This window comes from Sporomusa sp. KB1 (assembly GCF_007830295.1).
Taxonomy (GTDB): domain Bacteria; phylum Bacillota; class Negativicutes; order Sporomusales; family Sporomusaceae; genus Sporomusa.
The window spans coordinates 4,737,587-4,758,727 of sequence record NZ_VLKC01000002.1; the positions used below are offsets into that span (position 1 = coordinate 4,737,587).

Below are 21,141 nucleotides of genomic sequence, written 5' to 3' on the forward strand. Positions count from 1 at the left end.
AAAATTCTAATATATAGTAGTTAAGCCTAGCTCTTTAGAAAAGTGACGTTTTTACGCTACTTTTCTTCGAGCTAGGCTATTTTATTTGTTTAAATCAAGTTTTATGTCCATATAGAGGGGGGCTCTTGCTAAGTTGGAGATAAAACAAGCAAAGGAGGAAAATGGTATGATTTGTTAATAAAGCAAGTGAAGGAAATACTTATGACAGTACAAAAATGGCTGTAAAGTTTGTTCAGTAGAATTAAATAAATAATAAAGGAATGATATTAAATGGGAAGAGATAGTATGACAGCGGAAGAAAGAATTGTTGCGGCAATAAATTTACAGCCCGTGGATCGAATTGTCTGCGCGCCGATCATCGAACAATATGCCGGTCAGTTTGCGGGCCTTACCAACAAAGAGTATATGTCAGACTGGGATAAAGCTATGGCGGCGGTCCAAAGAGTTTGGGAAGCATATCCTGTATGGGATTGTAATTCTTGGATGCTTTGTGGGCGTTTTGCTTCGGTTGCCCACAAGTGCGGTCCTGGCCGGATGAAATTGCCGGGTGAAGAATTAGATGATAATGCTCAATATCAAATATTAGAATATGAGGCTATGGTTAGGGATGATTATTCACTCATCAAAGAAAAAGGATTTGATGAGTACCGTCTGACTTATCTGGAACGGTGTCACCAGACATCGAGAGAAGAAGTGCTGACAGGGCTAAAAGAGTCTGCAAGGCTTAGGGCGGATGAAATTGCCAGAACCTTTGCACGTGGCCAAAGTGCATGTTATGGCTTTATAGTAGGTACATTTCCTTTTGAAGCATTTTCCATAATGCGTTCCCTCGAAAAATTTTATAAAGACATGTTCCAAATGCGTGGAGAATTGGAAGAACTGTTGACGAAAGCGACCAAAGATCTTTTGACCAGTGTTATACCGGCCGTTAAAGCCTCTGGAGTAAATCGGGTATTTGTTGGTGGCGTCAGAGGATGCGGTCAGTTCATTTCTTTGAAAAATTTCGAACGGTTTGTTTGGCCTAATTTGAAATATTTTCTTAATACACTGATAGAAAACGATATAGTTCCAATTCTCCATTATGATAGTGACTGGACAAAGAATTTACCGTATTTCCTGGAACTGCCCAAAGGAAAATTCGTGCTGGAACTTGATAGCGCTACGGATATTTTCAAGGCTCACGACATTTTGAAGGATCACTGCGCTATAATGGGCGATGTATCAGCTGCTTTGTTTACCGTCGCATCTCCGAGTGAACTTGATGAATATGCCAAAAAACTCATCACTACCTTCCGTAAAAGCGGCGCAAGCCTGATCTATTCATCAGGTTGCAACATACCAATCAATGCTAAACATGAAAACGTCAAGGCTTTCTTTGACGCAGTTGACAAGCATGGTCGCTTTGACTAATTAAGGAGATCCTCCAGCTATCTGGTTTTTAACTCTGCTCTGCTGAAATCTAGCAATTCTAGTAGTTAGTATTGTCTAAAGCGTATCAATTAACGCAAAGTAAGAGTTGTTGATTTCAGCAGAGTTGAAGTTTTAGCGTTGCTAAGAGTTTTTTAGAATTTTGGTCTCCCCTGAATGTTGTTTGACAACTGAAAATTACTCTATCCGGTAGATCTAATATTATTAAAAGAGGAGGATTACTATGGATAAAGAAAAGGCATTGAGTCAGTTAAAAAGATACCGGTTACCTATTTTAATTGTTGTTATTTTAGCATTTATGTTAACACCGTTTAATCGTCAGGCGCCTGCAGTAATGGGACCGGAACTTATTAAAGATCTAGGGCTCAATGCGGTAGATTTCGGACTTATGGGTTTGTCTTTTATGTGGGCCTATGCGCTGATGAATGCACCTTTGGGTAATTTGCTGGATCAATTTGGTGTTCGCCGGGGCTTATCTGTTCTATTAATAATGATTGGTCTCGGTAGTTTTATTTTTTGCGCTGCACAAACTTTTCTTGTAGCCGTTATCGGGCGAATTATCGTTGCAATCGCTGTTGCCGGTTGCTTTATTGCTGGTGTGAAGGTTATAACCAATTGGTATAGTGCCAAGGAATTTCCTTCCATATACGGTTTGTATTTAGGACTGGCCATGTTGGGCGGGGTGGGAGCAACTGGTCCTCTCCAGTTTATGATGACAAACTATGGATGGAGATATTCGTTTGCCGTAATCGGGGTTATAAGTATCAGCTTGGCGGTTATTGCTTATTTTGTGGTGAAAGATCGTCCTGCAGATGTAGCTCTGCCCTCGCCGGACGAAATAACTGGAGAGGCAGTGCCTGTTAAGAACAAGGAAGAAGCCAAGGCGAGTGGCTGGGAGGTATTCAAAGAAGTTTGCCGTATGCCTAAACTATGGTTGGCTAATTTCTTTATACTTGGAGTTAACTCCAGTGGGCAAGCTATTGTTGCTTTATGGGGTGGAGTCTTTTTAGCCAATGTTTATGGGTTTAGCAAACCCGTTGTTGCTGAAATACTTATGGTTTCCGCAACGGGCCTTATTATAGGTTCATTTGCGGCAGGTTGGCTAGTCAAAAAACTTGGGTCTGTAAATGTAATGTTATCAGGAACCGTTTTATTTCTAATTGGCTGGTTGTATATGACCTTGAATATTCGTACACTGAGTACAATGGAGCTTAAAATATTGTTTGCAGCATTCGGATTCTTACAACAGTATTCAGTGGTAGGTTACTTTTCTCTTATGAGGGAGTTGGTACAACCATCGCAGATGGGCACTGCTACGGGCTTAAATAACGGATTTGTTTGGGTTGTGGGGGCAGGAGCTTTTCAACAGATATGGGGTTTGGTTATCAACCATATATCTAAAGGAGTTACACCATATCCGGCAGAGGCTTTCGAGGCTGCTTTGTGGCTTCAAGTATTTGTTTTTGCAATTAGTATCTGTTGTGGATTATACCTTGTTAAAATGATGTGTAAACCAGCCCCAGGCATTAGTATTGATAGATAAGAAAAGGGACATAGTGAACTCGTTTCAGCATAGCTGAAACATTGGAGATTCAGGTGGAGAATCTACTCCACCTGAATGAACGCCGCCTATAGAGGCGGGAGTCTTTTGACTCGTATCTAAGATAAATAAGGCCTACCCTAATGGGTTGGCCTTATTTATTGCATACTGTTAATTACAATTGGCTAGAACTTCTATGCAGAGAGGAGTTTCTTTTTTTCTTATAGAAATATTAATAATAGTACAACTAATTAATGTATGGATAAACACACCAACATTTTTTGTGAACACTCATTAAAAATAGTTTCTTATATGTGCGAGGAGGAATAGAAATATGAACCTGCAACTATTTGCTGCAAATGCGCAGCTTCCAGAAGGAACTGATTTATTCGAAATATTTAAATATGTGTCGCTAGTTTTAACGGTTGACGTAGATAGTGGTGAAATATTGCAATGTTCTATACCAGTATATTGTCAGCAAGGTAATGAATTTATATCTGATATTATGAAGGGAAAATCACTAGAAAAAGATGTAAATATAATAATTGCGGAAGTTGAAGAAAGAATCCATATGAGTTCAAAGCGCGCTCTTATTACCGCAATACAAATGATACAAAATCGCTACATGATGACCAAAAACAAAATTCGAGCAAAAGGATAGGTGTAGCTTAATGGTAGGAGCTAGACTTCCAAGCTAGGATTCGATGCCTTTCGCACGCTCCAAAAAGAAAACACTCAGCGTTTACTGAAAGGTAAATGATGGGTGTTTTCTTTTTAAGATGTGAGTAGTCTAATAGAAAATGGCTGTGAATTTGCTGATAGAACAGAGAATTATGTTCGGAAATTATGGGTGAGGCGTTTAGTATAACTATACTTGTCTTGAACAAGCGCAATCGCAGTGCCAGCAATCAGGCCCGGTACCGCAAAGCAGAGAAAATTTTGGAACAGGGTGACCTTCATAGACAACAGCATACCTCCTACAATAGGCCCGAGAAGACCACCAAACCGGCCTAAGCCAAGCCCCCATCCCATCATGGTCGCCCGCACAGCTGGCGGATAGTATTGTGCAATGTATCCATGGGTAACATTTTGAGCTCCCATGGTACATGCGCCCACGAGCGCAGTAACTATAGTCGTAGAATAAATGTCCATAGGGATACTTAATAATGAGATGGAAAAGAAGGCGCCATAATAGAGAATTACCAGAACTCGCTTGGCACCGAAACATTCAGATAAATATCCGCAAACCAAGCTCCCTATGCCCGCACCTAGGAAAAGGGATAGAAAAAACCATAAGCTTATTCCAAATTCATGACCTGCATTCATCATCAATGTTGGTATCCAAGTATTTGTTCCAAAGATCATATACATGTTCATGAAGTAAACCAGCCAAAAAAGGCTTGTACTTAGACCCCTATTTTCTGCAAAAACATTGGCGAGCGACGACTTTTCTTTTGCTTGAGGATACTCAAAACGTGCATCATCAGGCACAGTCACATCTGGTCTGAACGTGTTCAGTATTTGTCTGAGTTGTTGAACCTTGTTTTTAGCAACAAGTATCCAGGGCGTCTCCGGCATGTACCAATAAAAGAAGGGTACCAGAAAAATCACAATTGATCCAAAATAAAAAACGGACTTCCACCCATAAGGCGTTAGTAGGTACATACCGGCAAGGGCAGACATAATTCCCCCAATCTGCATGCCGGTGGCACTCGCGGATACGGCTGCCTGTTTCGACTTGCTGGGGAAATATTCGGAAATTAAGGCCATTACATTAGGCGATGTCATTCCAAGTCCCAACCCAGTTATCGTGCGAAATACAGCAAATGAAACCGGGTCACTTGCCAGCGCTGTTGCAAAGGTACCTGCTGTGAATATTACTACAGATGTAATAATTGTGGTTTTTCTTCCCCATTTATCTCCTAGTACACCGCCTAAAATAGCGCCAAATACACCGGCCCCAAATGCGTAACTGCCTATAATGCCTGCGTAAGCAGGGCTCATATTCCATTCGGCGAGTAGGAGGGGGATTGTCGTGGCATATACAACAAGATCATATCCATCAAAGGAAAGTGCTGCTAAACAACAGAAAAATAGTCGCCAATGGTGTTTCTGAATAGAACTCTCATCAAGCAACTTCTTAACGTCTATTGTATTCATAATTTAATCTCCTTGCTTTACTATTGATTGCTGCCGGAGTTCCTGTCATTGTGAATGACATTAAAGCTAACGGTATAATTGCCAACAGACTTTCTGCTTTCATCATTATAAATAGTACGGAGCTTTGTAACATTATGGATTTTTTATATCCATTGAATCGACAGATAACACCCATCAATTCGTTCCACTGGTTAAAAGTTAATAGAGGCGGCAAACCTCTCCTCTGCAGTCATAATATCAGCCATTTAATACCTCCATATTTTTAGAGTGAAACCGCTTCAAATTCTTTTCTTTGCTAGCTATCAGTGGTTTTCGAAAACATTGTAAACCTCCTTATAGTATAATGAACTAGACAAGCGATCAATCAAAATATATGCAAGTTATATGCCAATTTTTGAAAAATTTACTGAATTCGGCAAAAGGTGTCTATTATCTGCGAGCTTTCCTTAGAAGAATGTAAACTTATAGTTAAAAATGGCGAAGATATTGTGTTAGAAGCATATTTTAGGCTATTTCTTTGAAGCTTATTGACAAAGATGAAATGTATTTGCAGACAAATAAGAGTTTATTAATGAACAAGTTGAACTAGGCAATTTGGAGCCATAACTGGTATGTAATGGAAGTATGCTTAAAAGCAGATTCTGGGGAGGGTTCAAAATGAAACAAAATGTCGTGAGGATACCTAGCTTACTGAACAGTAGGCAAGAACAGGGGAAGATGTAAGAGGAGTAGTTGAGCTTGGTAGCAGTTAAAATGGAAAAAGACTCAAAAGAGTAATTAATGAGTGCTAAAGAAAGAAATAGGCTACTAATTGTAATTTAGCAATTAGTAGCCTATTTTTTACTAGGTTGTATTTCAATATGGAACAAGAAACATGTCCGCCAATTGGTTTGCATTCAAAGTGAAACAAAAAGGTCGGTTAATATGGTTGGGGAATGCTCGGCAGTGAAAATTCTATACGCTGACGCAATTATTCGTTTACATGATTTGCTGCAGGGTAAAAAACGATTGCATATCTGTAACTAACCAATAGACAGCAAGCATAATTATGAGAAATAAAAGCAACAGGAACCACATCTCATTTTGAACATGTTGCAAGTGAAATTAATTAAAAATTTTAACTATTTTGGCATACAAAATGCATTAAAAAGAAGTGGGCGAAAAAATAGCTAATAGTTGAGGAGGGTTACTATGGATAAAGAAAAGGCGTTAAGTCAGTTAAAAAAATATCGGTTACCTATTTTAATTGTTGTTATTTTAGCATTTATGTTAACACCATTTAATCGTCAGGCGCCTGCAGTAATGGGACCGGAACTTATTAAAGATCTAGGGCTCAATGCGGTAGATTTCGGACTTATGGGTTTGTCTTTTATGTGGGCCTATGCGCTGATGAATGCACCTCTGGGGAATTTGCTGGATCAATTTGGCGTTCGCCGGGGCTTATCTGTTCTATTAATAATGATTGGTCTCGGGAGTTTTATTTTTTGCGCTGCACAAACTTTTCTTGTAGCCGTTATCGGGCGAATTATCGTTGCTATCGCTGTCGCCGGTTGTTTTATTGCTGGTGTGAAGGTTATATCCAATTGGTATAGTGCCAAGGAATTTCCTTCCATATACGGTTTGTATTTAGGACTGGCCATGTTGGGTGGGGTGGGAGCGACTGGTCCCCTCCAGTTTATGATGACAAACTATGGATGGAGATATTCGTTTGCCGTTATTGGGGTTATAAGTATCATCTTGGCTGTTATTGCTTATTTTGTGGTGAAAGATCGTCCGGCAGATGTAGCTCTGCCCTCGCCGGACGAAATAACTGGAGAGGCAGTGCCTGTTAAGAACAAGGAAGAAGCCAAGGCGAGTGGCTGGGAGGTATTCAAAGAAGTTTGCCGTATGCCTAAACTATGGTTGGCTAATTTCTTTATACTTGGAGTTAACTCCAGTGGGCAAGCTATTGTTGCTTTATGGGGTGGAGTCTTTTTAGCCAATGTTTATGGGTTTAGCAAACCCGTTGTTGCTGAAATACTTATGGTTTCCGCAACGGGCCTTATTATAGGTTCATTTGCGGCAGGTTGGCTAGTCAAAAAACTTGGGTCTGTAAATGTAATGTTATCAGGAACCGTTTTATTTCTAATTGGCTGGTTGTATATGACCTTGAATATTCGTACACTGAGTACAATGGAGCTTAAAATATTGTTTGCAGCATTCGGATTCTTACAACAGTATTCAGTGGTAGGTTACTTTTCTCTTATGAGGGAGTTGGTACAACCATCGCAGATGGGCACTGCTACGGGCTTAAATAACGGATTTGTTTGGGTTGTGGGGGCAGGAGCTTTTCAACAGATATGGGGTTTGGTTATCAACCATATATCTAAAGGAGTTACACCATATCCGGTAGAGGCTTTCGAGGCTGCTTTGTGGCTTCAAGTATTTGTTGTTGCAATTAGTATTTGTTGTGGATTATACCTTGTTAAAATGATGCGCAAACCAACCCAAGTCATTAGTGCTAATAGATAAGAAGAAGGGAATAAGTATTTTGTCAAGATTCTGGTTGAAACAAAGCTAGCCGGTATTACCGAGAAGGGAGCTCTTATTGAGCAAGGCGGTTGTGTGACACTCTATTCTTGTGATACAGTGGTCCTTGCCATTGGAACAAAAGCCTACAATCTTCTGCAGGATGACATATATGGCCTCTGTGAGGTTGTTGTCGTTAGAGACGCCCTCAAAAAAGCATCCTTTGAAGGCTTTGTTGCAGGTATGAATGCGTAATTCTGTGCTATAATTTTGAAAGCCTGGCTCTTTAGAGAAGCAACCTGTTTGTGTTGCTTTTCTATGGGTTGGGCTTTTTTTATTTATGTATGAAACAAGAAACCATTTTAACAAGTGGGGAATCGTAATTAATGCCAACAATTATTAACTTTATAACCAATAAGAAACAATCAGCCCTTGCGTCAAATTTTTATGTATGACATAATACAAAATAATTAGCAATGAATTTGTTCGGTTAAAAAGGTCTCCGACTAACATTTTTAGACGTTTGCAGGTACGAGATTAGATAGAAATGACCTGGGAGGTTAGTTAATGCAGGACAAGCAGTTTATTTTAGAAGAGAATGAGGTAAGGCAAATTAAAGAACTTACCGCCTTTTTTCGTTCCCAATTCAAGCAATGGGAAAAAATAAGCAAATGCAGAGAGCAATTCTTGAGAAATAGCGAAGAAACGGAAATTTTTGCTGCTGTTCGGCCGGAAGTTGTTGCCTCGTGGCGTCGTTCCAGAAATTACGGTGTTGTACCTAATCAACCTTTGACACGTAAAGTTTTAGATTCAATTCAATTTGATAAAGTAATTAAAGAAAATGAACAACTTATGCAAACTGCAGTACCTTTATTAAGTAAACAAATTAATTTTTTAAACAAAACAAAACCTTTCCGGATAGGTTTAACTGACCGTAACGGTATTTTACTATTTTTATATAACTCACATGTTGATCAGCTTAAATGTTCTGGCTTAAATCTTTCAGAAGAATCGGTTGGTACATCTGCACATTCTCTATGTCTGAAATTAGATAAACCTATGTATTTAATAGGGCCGGAGCATTATAACGAAGTTATGCAAAGAAGCAGTAAAGTTATAACGGCGATTCCCATACACGATACAAAAAAAAACATAGTTGCCGCCTTTACCTTTTCTTATCACAGGGATCTCACCCAAAGTAAAGATGAAGAAACATTGTTTGTATGGTGGATTGCCTGGCAAGTTTCTATGGCCCAGAGAATTGAAAATGCTCTGGAAATGGTAAATCAGAAACAGTCATACAGCTTTGATGTTAGTATGTTGTCTACCGCTATGTCCATGGTGGAAGACGGAATGGTTGGCGTCAACTGTTCAGGAAAAATTACCTATGTAAGCAATGGTGGAGAAAAAATTCTGGGATTAGGTCAGAACATAATATTAGGGCAGAATTACCCTAATATTATCGGAAATTTGCCGTTGATTAAAAGCGTATTACAAGGGAAAATGGCGAAATCCAATTTTACCGCAGATATAGTCAGTGGCAATAAACTTAAGCGCTGTTTGTTCGAAGTTAAACCAGTCGTAGATAATCAGGAAAACAGTATTGAAGGCGCGGTTATTCATTTAACCGAATTGAGAAATACTGGCAGTATAGATAAAAAGGAGCGCTTTGAAGCTATCTACACCTTTAATGACATTTATGGAAAGAGTGTCGAAATGGTCAGAGCAAAGCAAGTGGCACAAAAAATCGCTGGCACTGGAGGCTGCGTGTTGTTAATTGGTGAGAGCGGCACAGGGAAAGAACTGTTTGCCCATGCTATTCACAATGATCGCCAATCGCAAAGTCCTTTTGTTGCTATTAATTGTGCATCTATACCCAAGAGCCTGATAGAAAGTGAATTATTTGGCTATGAGGGAGGCAGTTTTACCGGGGCAAATCGCAAAGGAAAACCCGGAAAGTTAGAATTGGCTAACGACGGAACCTTGTTTTTGGATGAAATTGGTGATATGCCACTGGAAGTTCAGGCTGTTTTATTGCGAGTATTGGAAGATAAGCGTGTTATGCGAATCGGGGGAGAAAACTATATAAAAGTTAATTTTCGGGTGATAGCCGCGACGAATAAAAACCTATATGAAGCGGTGCAACGAAAAGAATTCCGGAAAGACCTGTATTTTCGCCTGGCAACTTTTAAACTTTCCATACCGTCGTTACGAAGTAGAGGAAAGGATATCTTAGAACTGGCCCGCCTTTTTGTTGAAAAGCAAAGTAGCGAGTTGAATCGGCCGCTACCTGAGCTGGAAGCAGCGGTTTGTAAACGCCTTATGCAATATGATTGGCCAGGGAATATCCGGCAGTTAAAAAATACTATGTGTTTCGCAGTTAATATGAGAGAGAAAGGAAATATCCGTTTATGCGATTTGCCAGAGGAGTTATTGGATATTTCGGAAATGAATCAACATAAAACAATAAGGTCACTAACTGAGTTGGAAAAAGAAGCGATAGAAGAGACGTTGGCGTATACAGGCAATAGCCTTGGTGAAACGGCGAAAATACTAGGGTTAGGCCGTACAACTCTTTATCGAAAAATTAAGACGTATGGTATTATTGTTAAGCATTGATAGCCCTTCAAAATTGAACACGAAAGAGACTTTTTGTAGAATTGATTTTAAAGAATAGCAGTTAACTGGCTACATGCTATAGAGACTTGATTTTTGGTTTGTTCTGAGGACGACCACAAATCAAGTCTTTTTTTAGTTCGTTGGCATGAGATATGCATTGAATTGAAATATGATTTGAGTACTAAATAAAAAAGTAAACCGACTAAGTGCATGCAGGTTTAAGTTAGGCAAGCGATGAGCCATATCAAATTAAATAGGGGGCGATTTATTTTGAAGTCAAAAGTATATTTTTATAGGCTAGCAGACGGCGCAGTTGCGGCGGAACAGGCACAGGCTATGAGTAAACTCTATTCTGCTGCTGAGGTATCATCCATCATTGGCAGTAACGACTTTGTTGCAATTAAGCTACATGTAGGTGAGGGAACGAATAATACTCGAATTAAGCCTGAACTAATCCGTGAGTTGGTGAACAAAGTGAAAAGTGGGAACGGAGTTCCGTTTTTGACCGAAACTTCAACATTGTATAAAGGAGAGCGGCATAATGCGATTAAACATCTCATGCAGGCTCATTGTCAGGGTTTCGGCATTGAGAATGTTGGCGCTCCTTTTCTTATGGCGGATGGCTTGCTTGGCAATACCGAGTATGAAGTGTCCATACCGGGTGATCTTCATAAAACAGTAAATATTGCCAGAGAAATTATTGGAGCCGATGCTTTATTAGTTATCTCTCATGCTACCGGCTGTATCTCTACGGGATTAGGAGCCTGCATCAAAAATCTCGGTATGGGTTTAGCCAGTCGCAAGGGGAAAAGACGCCAACACTCGGCTGTTTCGCCAATAATTGATAGCACACAATGTACATATTGCCAAAAATGTATGAAATGGTGTCCTGCCGATGCTATCATTGAAAATAATAGCAAAGCATATATTCTTGAAGAAAAATGTATCGGATGCGGTGAATGTATAGCGACATGCCGGTTCGATGCAGTAAAATACAATTTTAATGCTGATGAGGGTTATCTTCAGAAGAGTATGGCCGAACACGCCTACGGCGCAGTGATTGATAAGCTTGGCAAATGCTTTTATTTTAACGTATTAATAAATATGACCCAAAACTGTGATTGCCTTGTAAAAAGCCCTGGGGAAAAGCTAATACCTGATCTTGGTATCTTAGCATCAAGCAACCCGGTAGCAGTTGATCAAGCAACACAAGATTTGACTAAAGCTGCTTATGGACATACATTAGGCCATTTATCATTTCCACAAAGAAACGCCAGTATTCAGATCGAACACGCAGCCAAAATTGGTATGGGATCAATGGAATATGAGTTAATTGAGATAACCGGCTAACTAAAATAACGCCCCCGTTATTAGGCAAGATATGTGTTGACTAATAATGGGGGTGTTATTTAATAGGAGCGGATTTAATTGGTTACTAAGAAATATTTGGTCAGATTATAAACCAATTTGAAACACAACCACTGAAGTTTATGTTCAAGTCTGAAAATTTAATGCTCCATACAATTTTTATTTTTGATCGAAAATGTGGCAATCAAACAAATACTTGGTATCCAATTAATAAAATTTTTAAACACTGTACCATCTAAAATTGCTAGCTTTATAGAGATGTTTAGCAAGTTATTACTAAGTTATGTTTGATATTGGCATGATTTTTGCTTAATATTTTATTGCAATACAGGAGGTGGAGTGTTAAAAGTAGTGATTAAAAACTAAATTAAGCACTTAAGGAGGAAACGATGGAAGAGAAAAACTTAAATACTGAAGGCAGTGCCAAAATAAAATATGGTAATGCCATAGTAGACGTTAAAGAATTTAAAACCCAGGATGACCCGGGGGATCGCAAATGGACTTGGGAAGAAGACGGATATACTGTTTTTCGCGGCAATGCCCGTACAGGCCCAGGCTGTCACGATAACTGTGGTGTCTTAATGTATGTTAAGGACGGTGTGTTGGAAAAGATTGAAGGAGACCCGGAAAATCCATATAATCAAGGACGGCTTTGTCCGAGATGTCTAGCAGTTAAAGAGATGCTCTATCATCCGGATCGTCTTAAATATCCAATGAAACGTGTGGGTAAGCGTGGCGAAAATAAATGGGAAAGACTTACCTGGGATGAAGCCTATGACTTCATTGAAGAAAGCTTAAAAGAAATCTTTGCAAAATACGGCCCGGAAAGTATCTATGTAATGCAAGGAACTGGCCGAGACATTAACGGTTATGGCGGCAGAGTTGCTCAATCCATGGGTAGCCCCAATTATGGCATGGGATTTCTTAGTGGTAATGCATGTTATGTACCAAGAGTTTTCAGCACTGCATTGAAGTTAGGTGTTTTGGTCGTTGGCGATTATTCTCAATTTTTCCCTGATCGCTATGATCATCCCGGTTATGAGATACCCGAATATATTTTGATCTGGGGCAATAATCCGGTCGTGTCAAACTCAGATGGTTTCTTAGGGCATTGGATTGTTGAATGTATGAAGAGAGGCAGCAAGTTAATTACAATTGATCCAAAATTGACGTGGCTTGCTGCACGTTCAGAGTACTTTTTGCAGGTTAGACCCGGAACGGATGCTGCGTTAGCGCTGGCATTTGCCAATGTCATCTGCGAAGAAGGCTTATATGACAAAGAATTCGTAGAAAAGTGGACTTATGGATTCGAGGAATATGCCGAACATTGTAAAGAATATACCCCGGAAAAGGCAGCTGAGATATGTGGGGTTGATGCTTCCTTGATACGGGATACTGCGCGCGCCTTTGCAAAAGCAAAATCTGCAACTTTGCAATGGGGAGTCGCTATGGACCATACTTCAGAAGGGTTTATAACTGGTATGGCCTGCATGGACTTAGTCGCTTTAACCGGTAATTTGGAAAAACCAGGCTCTATGGTTGCAGCTCGTCCTTGCTTTGGCGTAGCACAAACATGGTCGGGACGCTGGGGTGGAGACAAACCGATACTTTCGGAAGAACAGGCTGTTAAGAGGATGAACTCGGATTATCCTACATTACAAGCAATGAATTGTATCAGTCAGGATATGTTATTAAAGGCAATGCTTACAGGTGAGCCCTATCCGATTAAAGCTACTTGGATGCAAACGAATAATCCGATCACCTGCATGGGGGCAGACCCGAAACGAATTTTGGAAGCCCTGCTGAAGATGGAATTCAACGTTGTCGTAGATATGTTTATGACTCCGACTGCACTTGCTGCTGCCGATGTAGTGCTGCCTGCCGCGGGTTTTGCAGAGAGAATAGGATTGACAGGGCACCAGCCTTATTATCTTGGGGCGATTGTTAAAGCAGTTGAACCAGTTGGTGAATGTAAATCAGACCAACAAATAATCTATGAAATGGGTAAACGTTTTAGACCAGATAGAAATGAATGGAATGACGATAAAGAGTTCTATAATACAATTCTTGAGCATGCTGGCATCACCTATGATGACATAAAAGAACGGACCTGGGCTTACCCGGAGTTTGAATATTACAAACATGAAAAAGGACTGCTAAGATCTGACGGTGAACCCGGATTTGAAACAGCCAGTGGAAAATATGAATTTAAATGTGAGTTCTTGGAGATGTTCGATATGGAGTCGTTGGCTATTTATACTGAGCCGCCGGAAAGCCCTGTCAGCACTCCCGAACTAGCTGAAAAATATCCATTAGTATTAACAACTGGTGCTAGAAGATGGGCCCTGTTTCATTCAGAACATCGGCAAAGTCCATCAATGCGCCGGATAAATCCTGAGCCTATGATTATAATTCATCCAGAAACTGCAGCCAAATACGGAATTAAGGATGGGGACTGGGTAGAAGTAGAGAACAACTTCGGAAAATGCAAATTAAAAGCGGAGCTTACGATCAGCATCCGTAAGGATACAGTATCAGCCGACCACGCATGGTGGTTCCCGGAAAGAGATCCCGAAGATGGCACTTTGTTCGGAGTATTTGAGTCTAATATTAACTGCCTGGTTCCAATGAGACCAGGAAAATCCGGTATTGGTGCGTCATATAAATCATTATTATGTAAAATTTCCAAACATGAAGGGAGCGATCAATAATGGCGCATGGTTTGTTGATTGATTATCAATATTGCAGTGGCTGTCATACTTGTGAAGTTGCATGTCAGCAAGAGCACGGCTATGATGCTAAAACGCTGGGAATTGAGATAAAAACACTTGGTCCAACAGAGCTAGATAACCGGAAATGGCAATATGATTTTATTCCTACGCCTACAGCGTTGTGTGATCATTGCCAAGATAGAGTTGAAAAAGGCAAAGTTCCGAGTTGCGTAAAACACTGCCAAGCTGGGTGTATGTCTTTCGGTGAAGTTACTGATTTGGCAAAAAAAATCGACCGCGAAAAAATGGTTTTATTCGCGTTAAAATAAAAATCATTACATAAAGGAGAAATAACGATGTGTTTTCGCCCCCCAACTGCAGTTAAACCGGTTAAATGTCCCTCTTGTGGAACATCAAATCCTTCAACAAGTACTGTTTGCAGGAAATGCAAAGAACCGCTAGTAAAAGAAAAAGAATAAACATTTACTAAACGGATTAACTTTATGACATTGCCATGCTCAATTATGGCAATGTCATAATTTTGGATGTTGGAATATTTTAAACACCTTTGAGAATCTTGAGTTACTTTTTATTTTTTCTTTGTTACAAAATATGTAGGGAGTGTGTTACATGACAAAAAAATATATTGGTCTTATTTTAGGGGTTATAATTTTAGCATGTGCAAAATATATGTCCCCTCCGGCAGGGCTCTCACCACAAGGTTTGCTTTCTTTGGGCATATTGGCAGTGGGAATTGTGTTATGGATTTGTGAAACTTTTCCTTCGGCAATCACCGGTTTATTTTTGATGATTCTTGTTCCCATATTTGGCGCTATGGATATGAATAGTGCATTTAAAAGTTTCGGAAATACAGCCGTGTTCTTCATTATTGCAACCTTTTCAGTAACGATAACTTTAAGCAAAACGAAAATCCCTGATAAGATAGTTGCTAGAATGATGCTTTGGGCTGGCACAGATTCTAAAAAACTAGTGCTCGGGTTTCTGCTTTGTACGGCAACAGTATCTACAATTATGTCGAATACACCAGTTGCATTAATGTTTCTCGGTTTATCCTACCCAATATTGAAAGCTGTGAATGCCAAACCGGGTTTTTCTAATTTGGGTAGATGCCTGATGATTGGAATACCGATCGCTGCAATGATAGGTGGATTTGGTACACCCGCAGGAACCAATATTAACATTCTTACACTGAGTCTTTTCCAAGAAGCCACAGGCAGTTCAGTTTCGTTTTTGCAATGGATGGTTGTAGGTATTCCCATGTACCTGGTGATGACTGTAGCAACATGGTTTTCTCTTGTAAAGGTGTTTAAACCGGAAGCGATTACCGCGGAGATTCTGGCCGAATTACGCAAAAAAACAAGTCAATTTGGGAAAGCTGACGCTTATGAGCAAAAGGTTAAAATCGCCATTACTACCTTGTTTGTACTATGGATTGCAGGAAGCTGGGTTCCCGCATTGAACACAACCACTGTAGCCATGGTCGGACTAGTCGCAATGTTCTTGCCTAAAATTGAACTCATGACATGGGATGAATTTTGCAAAGGAGTCCCTTGGGCGGTTGTAATTGTATTCGGTAGTGTAAACGTTGTTGCTGCGGCAGTTTTAACGAATGGCGCAGCGAAATGGATTGCAGGTTTATTCATAAGCTCTATTCATGGTATGGCAGTTTTACCAATCCTAATACTTTTTTCACTTCTTATTGTTTGCATGCATGCGGTATTTCCTGTTGGCCCGGCGGCAGTTGCAATGTTCACTGCACCTATGGTGTCAGTTGCAACTGCCGGTGGTTTCTCACCGGTAATTACTGCATTTATCCTAGCATTTGGTTTTGGTGCAACATGGCTGCTCCCAATTAATCCAGTGTTTTTGTTAACCTACAATGAGGGTTATTATACTATGCTGGATACGTTAAAAGGAGGACTTATACCTTCATTGGTTATGATAGTTTTGTTGGCCATTTGGGTACCATTTGCTGTTGCCTTAATTGGACTATAAGGATATTTGGCAACTATTTCAAAAGGTTTTCCTCACTTGTCTCTAAATTTTTATCATTGGCTATGAGTGCTATAGCTGTTTTTGACACTTCCTGCATTTTCCGATAATTTTATTTAATAGTGACAAATACAAGGTAGAACAAGAACTATTCTGATAGCGACATTAAAAAAAAATAGGTTAACTGCAATGGAAGTATAGCTAGCATAGCAAGTAATATCCGGAAGCGGCAATTTTTAAATGCGAACTCTTGCAATTTTTCTCGTAAGGATAATACATCAAAAACAATATACAGGGAGAGTTTTGTAATGAAGAGTATTAAGGTAAAATTTGCTGCAATTGTTCTTACCTTAGTTGTACTTGCACTGGGTCTATTATCAGGACTGAACTATTGGCAAGCTCAAAAAATTATAGTACAAGATGCAGAACAAGAACTTACGGGTAAAGCACAAAGTAGTGCCGTACAAATCGGTGGTTGGTTAGATAGTAATAAAAGAGATATTGCAACACTTGCCCGTTCACCGATTATCGCTAGTGGCAAACGGGAGATCATTATGCCTTACCTAAGCGCCGAGCTAAGCAATGCTAAGATTTATGAAGGTCTGATATGGATTGATGAAAAAGGAGATTCTTTTGATCAGAAAGGAGTAACAAGAAATTTAGCAGAACGTGATTATTTCCAACACTCAATTAAGGGAGAAACTTTTATCTCTAATCCTATCGTATCCAAAGAAACTAATAAGACGGTCGTTGTTATCTCGGCTCCCATTCGCGCTGAAAACCGCATCATTGGCGTAGTAGCTGCTATGACTCATATTGAAGAGCTAGAAAAGCTAGTTTCAGATGTAAAAACTGGTGAAACTGGTTATGCCTATATGATCCGGGGCGATGGAGTCATCATAATGCATCCAAACAAAGAATTGGTTAACTCAATCAGCTGTCTTAATGATCCTAATGCTCCCCCGACATTAAAAGCGGCTACAGAGAAGATGATCAAAGGAGAACAAGGAATTTTAAACTACGAAAATTTCGGAAGTAAAAAATATCTTGCTTATGCACCAGTTACGGGGTGCAATTGGTCAATCGGCGTAAATGTTCCAGTAAATGAAGTCCGGGCAAAACTAAACACATTTACCTGGACATCACTTAGTATTAGTCTCATTGTGCTGATTATAGCCACCGTTGTCGTGATGATAATGGCCAGCAGATTCGCTAAGCCGTTGAGAAAACTTGAGACTGCAGCCGAATGCATTGCAGATGGTGATCTTACGTTGACAACTATTAATGTTAACTCTCAGGATGAAATGGGACATGTAGCTCGCGCGTTCGAAACTATGGTCGGTAATTTGCGCAGCCTGGTACAACATATCAACGGTTCTTCAGAACAGGTCGCTGCATCTTCACAAGAACTAACTGCGAATGCCGAGCAGGTCGCTCAAGTCGCAGGTCAGGTGAGTGCCTCGATTACCGATACAGCTCAGGGGGTAGAACGCCAGGTTAATGTTGTTGAAGGAGCGCTATTGATGGTGGAGAAAATTTCATCAGGTGCCCAGGAAGAGGCGGCTAAAACAGGGAATGCCATTACTATTGCTACCAAGGCTGTTAATGCGGCTGCAACGGGAAATCGGGCAGTGGAAAGCGCCATTAATCAGATGAATAATATCAGGCAGACTGTGGATAATTCTGCTCAGGTTGTTTCTGAACTAGGAGAGCAATCCAAAGAGATTGGACAAATTGTTGAAACAATTTCTGGTCTTGCTGGACAAACCAATCTACTGGCACTAAATGCTGCTATTGAGGCGGCGAGAGCGGGAGAACAAGGCAGAGGATTTGCCGTAGTTGCCGAAGAAGTTAGAAAATTGGCCGAACAATCCCAAGCGGCAGCTAAGCTAATTGCAACACTCATTAGCGATATCCAGAGTAAAACGGATAAGGCGGTAGCAGCAATGGCTAATGGTACGCAAGAAGTAAAAATAGGCACCGAAGTGGTTAATCAGGCCGGTAGATCGTTCATTGATATTGATACACATATCAAGCAGGTGGCATCCCTTTCCCAGGAAGCAGCTGACGGAATGAACCGACTTGCCAAATTCAGCAAACAGGTTCTCACATCAATGAAAGAAGTTGAAGGTGTCAGTCGTGAGATCGCAGGTCAGACACAAAGTATTTCTGCTGCGACAGAAGAACAATCGGCATCAATGGAAGAAATCGCGTCTTCAAGTCACCACCTCTCGCAATTGGCTGAAGAATTACAGGGCGCGATTAATAAGTTCAGAATGTAATGAATGATTGAATGTCAAAGCGGTTAGGGTAAGCAGCCTAAAATAAAATGAGTTTCTAATTATCGAGACAAGCTTTATAATTAGAAACTCATTTATTTTTTCTATATACAACATATTAAAGATTTTTACAATCGGGTGGTGTGCTGGCAAAAGCTGAAGTCAAACGCTAGTGGTGGGGCGTTGTCAATACACCGCCCGACTGTGCCTGCAAGCTTCTTTAATGCGGAATATATATATAGTAATTTTAGTTTAAATTAATAGTACAGATGCCGTACTCTTTAAGTCTTCTATATAAAGTAGTACGACTCATCCGAAGTATATTGGCAGCTTCTTTCACATTATTATTAGCCGCCAATAGAGCACTTTCAATAGCTTCTCTCTCTAATTCGGCCAATGTTTTTGCTGAACCTTCATTATTAGTCAAATATTCGCTTTTGGTTATTCTTATGGGTAAATCATACAAAGTAATTTTTCCACCTACGGACATACTTACTGCATAATCCATTGCGTTTTTTAAATCTCGTACATTTCCTGGCCATTCATATCTCAGAATTTTTTGTTTTACTGCATCATCCATCTGGGGTATTGCAGTCTGCGTTGCACATTCCTCTTCAATAAAATGCTCAGCAAGTTTTAAAATATCTCCTTTTCTTTGACGAAGTGGGGGAATCCAAATTTCAAAAGTTGCAATACGATAATACAAATCTTCCCTAAAGCTCTTATTGCTGATCATTTCCTGCAAATTTTTATTAGTGGCCGCTACTATACGAAAATCAACTTTGCTAGATTCTATTCCCCCAATACGCGTTACTTGTTTATCTTCTAGAACACGAAGAAATACCGCCTGTAATTCTAATGGCATATCTCCTATTTCATCTAAAAAAAGTGTTCCGCCATGTGCCGATTGGATTTTCCCAATACGTCCACCTTTGTCAGCACCAGTAAAAGAGCCTCCTTCATAGCCGAAAAGTTCACTTTCAAGAATACCTTTCGGTAAAGCTGCACAATTGACAGCAACAAAAGGTCCTTCTGGTCGCGATTCTTGATGAATTGCCTGAGCAAATAGTTCTTTTCCTGTACCACTTTCTCCAATCAGTAATATACTTTTCATAGTATTAGTTACTCTCTTCACTATTTGTTTGGATTTAAGCATTTCCTCGCTATCACCCAAAATTGTATCCACAGGATGAGTAATATCTGCATTTTGGGGTAAAGGTATCTTGTTGCCTATCAGATTGGAAATACAGATCAACACAGAATTTTCATTTAGCGCGGTAGAGGAAGGTTTCGCTTTAATAAGATATTTATGGTCATTACTCACACAGGTATACTGGGCAGTCAATTTATTATTTCTTGTTTTTTTCTTGTAAAGTTTTTCTATTGCTGGTATTACACCAAGAATAGTGGAATAGGGCTTTCCTATTACATTATCTTTTTTTATATTAAACAGAGCTTCTCCATTATTATTTATATATGAAATGTTTCCTGTTGAGTCAACAGCGATAACAGATTCATCAACTAGAGACATCGCCGTATCAAACGAAAAGCTCTCTACCCTGATTTGTGGTTTGTAAGTTTGCGCTACGATGGTTTGTTCAATATTTTTTTCTAACATAAATAAAAAATTAAGCATCCATAGAAAATGGGATTTTTCCATTTCGGTGTATTTAATCTCTTCAAAATATGGAATCGTTAATGCTGCTATAATGGTATCAGTTTGATCGTAAATGGGTACAGAAAATGTAACTTTCGGTTTTCGTAAATCCGGATGAAAATTCTCCGGTGAAAGAACGAACACCGGCTTTTCTAAGTTAACGCAAAGGGTATGGGAGGTAGTCCCGACTGACTCTTCGGACAAATCATTGCCTAATCCCATTCCATCTAAAGCACTATTAGCTACAAACAGAGTAATACCATTTTTATCATACAATGATAGTCCAGAGGATTTATTCATAAGATTATGAGATGCAAAATTCGTTAATAAGGGCATAGCTGAATCAATTAGTGTTTTATTATCCTTAAGCAACATTTTACTTTGTTTATCGTTTATTTTTTTCAATATAAGTGCTTTATCAGGTTTTATATTATAATTTTTCGATCGAATCCAAGAATTAACTATAGGCTTTCTTACGATTGAATATTCTAATGGGGATTGATTGTACTTTATTAAATTAGTATAGTAATTTTGAATTTCTGTAAATTGATTTGAAGTATAATGAAAAAATGATAACATCTCAGATAATGTTTGAGAAGAAAAAACATTTTTCATTTCATGTAGTGATTGATAGTCCATATCACAAAAGCCCCTTTAAAAATAACAATAATACATGTGTAGTAATTCTAATAATATTATACCTTATTTTTTCGGTTCTGGTGCAAAAAAAGAAACAAGGATATACTCTTTCCATAATTGAGAAAAATGAGGGAAGAGTTAATCGTTAGGAATGTTAGCAGCCCTAACAACAGCGCGGATTTGGTCATCGAATGTACCACACCAGCCATTGTTGAGCAG

Annotated in this window: 13 protein-coding genes; 11 read left to right on the forward strand and 2 right to left on the reverse strand. The window is 39.5% G+C overall.

What is annotated here, in order from left to right; translation table 11 throughout:
• Window positions 1-285 precede the first annotated feature (285 nt).
• From SALPA_RS25925 to SALPA_RS25935, 3 genes are all read left to right on the forward strand, one after another.
• Window positions 286-1,410 carry a uroporphyrinogen decarboxylase family protein gene (locus tag SALPA_RS25925; RefSeq protein ID WP_255451367.1) on the forward strand — a complete coding sequence of 375 codons (1,125 nt, stop codon included), beginning with the start codon at window positions 286-288 and terminating at the stop codon, window positions 1,408-1,410.
• A gap of 241 nt (window positions 1,411-1,651) precedes the next feature.
• Entirely contained in the window at window positions 1,652-2,971 is a 1,320-nt protein-coding gene (locus SALPA_RS25930) for an MFS transporter (RefSeq protein WP_145100912.1), read from the forward strand.
• A 331-nt stretch (window positions 2,972-3,302) separates the two neighbouring features.
• Window positions 3,303-3,629 (forward strand): DUF3870 domain-containing protein, encoded by a 327-nt coding sequence (locus SALPA_RS25935; RefSeq protein ID WP_145100914.1) that lies wholly within the window; start codon window positions 3,303-3,305, stop codon window positions 3,627-3,629.
• 170 nt (window positions 3,630-3,799) lie between these two features.
• Here the strand turns inward: SALPA_RS25935 and SALPA_RS25940 are convergent, their stop codons facing one another.
• Window positions 3,800-5,128 (reverse strand): aromatic acid/H+ symport family MFS transporter, encoded by a 1,329-nt coding sequence (locus SALPA_RS25940; protein ID WP_145100917.1) that lies wholly within the window; start codon window positions 5,126-5,128, stop codon window positions 3,800-3,802.
• Between the two features lie 1,191 nt (window positions 5,129-6,319).
• On the opposite strand from SALPA_RS25940, the gene SALPA_RS25945 reads away from it, so the two are divergent.
• From SALPA_RS25945 to SALPA_RS25980, 8 genes are all read left to right on the forward strand, one after another.
• Window positions 6,320-7,639, forward strand: coding sequence for an MFS transporter (locus SALPA_RS25945; protein ID WP_145100920.1), 1,320 nt, complete (start codon window positions 6,320-6,322; stop codon window positions 7,637-7,639).
• A 117-nt stretch (window positions 7,640-7,756) separates the two neighbouring features.
• Window positions 7,757-7,891 (forward strand): hypothetical protein, encoded by a 135-nt coding sequence (locus SALPA_RS31715; protein WP_255451368.1) that lies wholly within the window; start codon window positions 7,757-7,759, stop codon window positions 7,889-7,891.
• Between the two features lie 312 nt (window positions 7,892-8,203).
• Window positions 8,204-10,255: a sigma-54-dependent Fis family transcriptional regulator gene (locus tag SALPA_RS25950; RefSeq protein WP_145100924.1), complete on the forward strand. Its 2,052-nt coding sequence runs from the start codon at window positions 8,204-8,206 to the stop codon at window positions 10,253-10,255.
• 270 nt (window positions 10,256-10,525) lie between these two features.
• Window positions 10,526-11,605, forward strand: coding sequence for a DUF362 domain-containing protein (locus tag SALPA_RS25955; protein ID WP_186451234.1), 1,080 nt, complete (start codon window positions 10,526-10,528; stop codon window positions 11,603-11,605).
• Window positions 11,606-12,012: 407 nt separating this feature from the next.
• Window positions 12,013-14,334: a molybdopterin-dependent oxidoreductase gene (locus SALPA_RS25960; RefSeq protein WP_145100930.1), complete on the forward strand. Its 2,322-nt coding sequence runs from the start codon at window positions 12,013-12,015 to the stop codon at window positions 14,332-14,334.
• On the forward strand, window positions 14,334-14,663 hold the full coding sequence (locus SALPA_RS25965; protein WP_145100933.1) for a 4Fe-4S dicluster domain-containing protein: 330 nt from the start codon (window positions 14,334-14,336) through the stop codon (window positions 14,661-14,663). The genes SALPA_RS25960 and SALPA_RS25965 overlap by 1 nt, the downstream gene beginning before the upstream one ends.
• A 301-nt stretch (window positions 14,664-14,964) precedes the next feature.
• Complete coding sequence (locus SALPA_RS25975; RefSeq protein WP_145100939.1) at window positions 14,965-16,350, forward strand: SLC13 family permease; 1,386 nt, start codon at window positions 14,965-14,967, stop codon at window positions 16,348-16,350.
• Window positions 16,351-16,655: 305 nt separating this feature from the next.
• Window positions 16,656-18,629, forward strand: coding sequence for a methyl-accepting chemotaxis protein (locus SALPA_RS25980; RefSeq protein ID WP_145100942.1), 1,974 nt, complete (start codon window positions 16,656-16,658; stop codon window positions 18,627-18,629).
• 244 nt (window positions 18,630-18,873) lie between these two features.
• Here SALPA_RS25980 and SALPA_RS25985 read toward each other — a convergent pair whose 3' ends face one another.
• Window positions 18,874-20,922: a sigma-54-dependent Fis family transcriptional regulator gene (locus SALPA_RS25985; RefSeq protein WP_145100944.1), complete on the reverse strand. Its 2,049-nt coding sequence runs from the start codon at window positions 20,920-20,922 to the stop codon at window positions 18,874-18,876.
• Between the last annotated feature and the right edge of the window lie 219 nt (window positions 20,923-21,141).

What these genes read in the sequence shown, in the direction of transcription:
- SALPA_RS25925 (WP_255451367.1), top strand. Translation starts at nt 286, where the DNA reads ATGACAGCGGAAGAAAGAATTGTTGCGGCAATAAATTTACAGCCCGTG.
- SALPA_RS25930 (WP_145100912.1), top strand. Translation starts at nt 1,652, where the DNA reads ATGGATAAAGAAAAGGCATTGAGTCAGTTAAAAAGATACCGGTTACCT.
- SALPA_RS25945 (WP_145100920.1), top strand. Translation starts at nt 6,320, where the DNA reads ATGGATAAAGAAAAGGCGTTAAGTCAGTTAAAAAAATATCGGTTACCT.
- SALPA_RS25980 (WP_145100942.1), top strand. Translation starts at nt 16,656, where the DNA reads ATGAAGAGTATTAAGGTAAAATTTGCTGCAATTGTTCTTACCTTAGTT.
- SALPA_RS25965 (WP_145100933.1), top strand. Translation starts at nt 14,334, where the DNA reads ATGGCGCATGGTTTGTTGATTGATTATCAATATTGCAGTGGCTGTCAT.
- SALPA_RS25950 (WP_145100924.1), top strand. Translation starts at nt 8,204, where the DNA reads ATGCAGGACAAGCAGTTTATTTTAGAAGAGAATGAGGTAAGGCAAATT.
- SALPA_RS25935 (WP_145100914.1), top strand. Translation starts at nt 3,303, where the DNA reads ATGAACCTGCAACTATTTGCTGCAAATGCGCAGCTTCCAGAAGGAACT.
- SALPA_RS25985 (WP_145100944.1), bottom strand. Translation starts at nt 20,922, where the DNA reads ATGGACTATCAATCACTACATGAAATGAAAAATGTTTTTTCTTCTCAA.
- SALPA_RS25960 (WP_145100930.1), top strand. Translation starts at nt 12,013, where the DNA reads ATGGAAGAGAAAAACTTAAATACTGAAGGCAGTGCCAAAATAAAATAT.
- SALPA_RS25975 (WP_145100939.1), top strand. Translation starts at nt 14,965, where the DNA reads ATGACAAAAAAATATATTGGTCTTATTTTAGGGGTTATAATTTTAGCA.
- SALPA_RS25940 (WP_145100917.1), bottom strand. Translation starts at nt 5,128, where the DNA reads ATGAATACAATAGACGTTAAGAAGTTGCTTGATGAGAGTTCTATTCAG.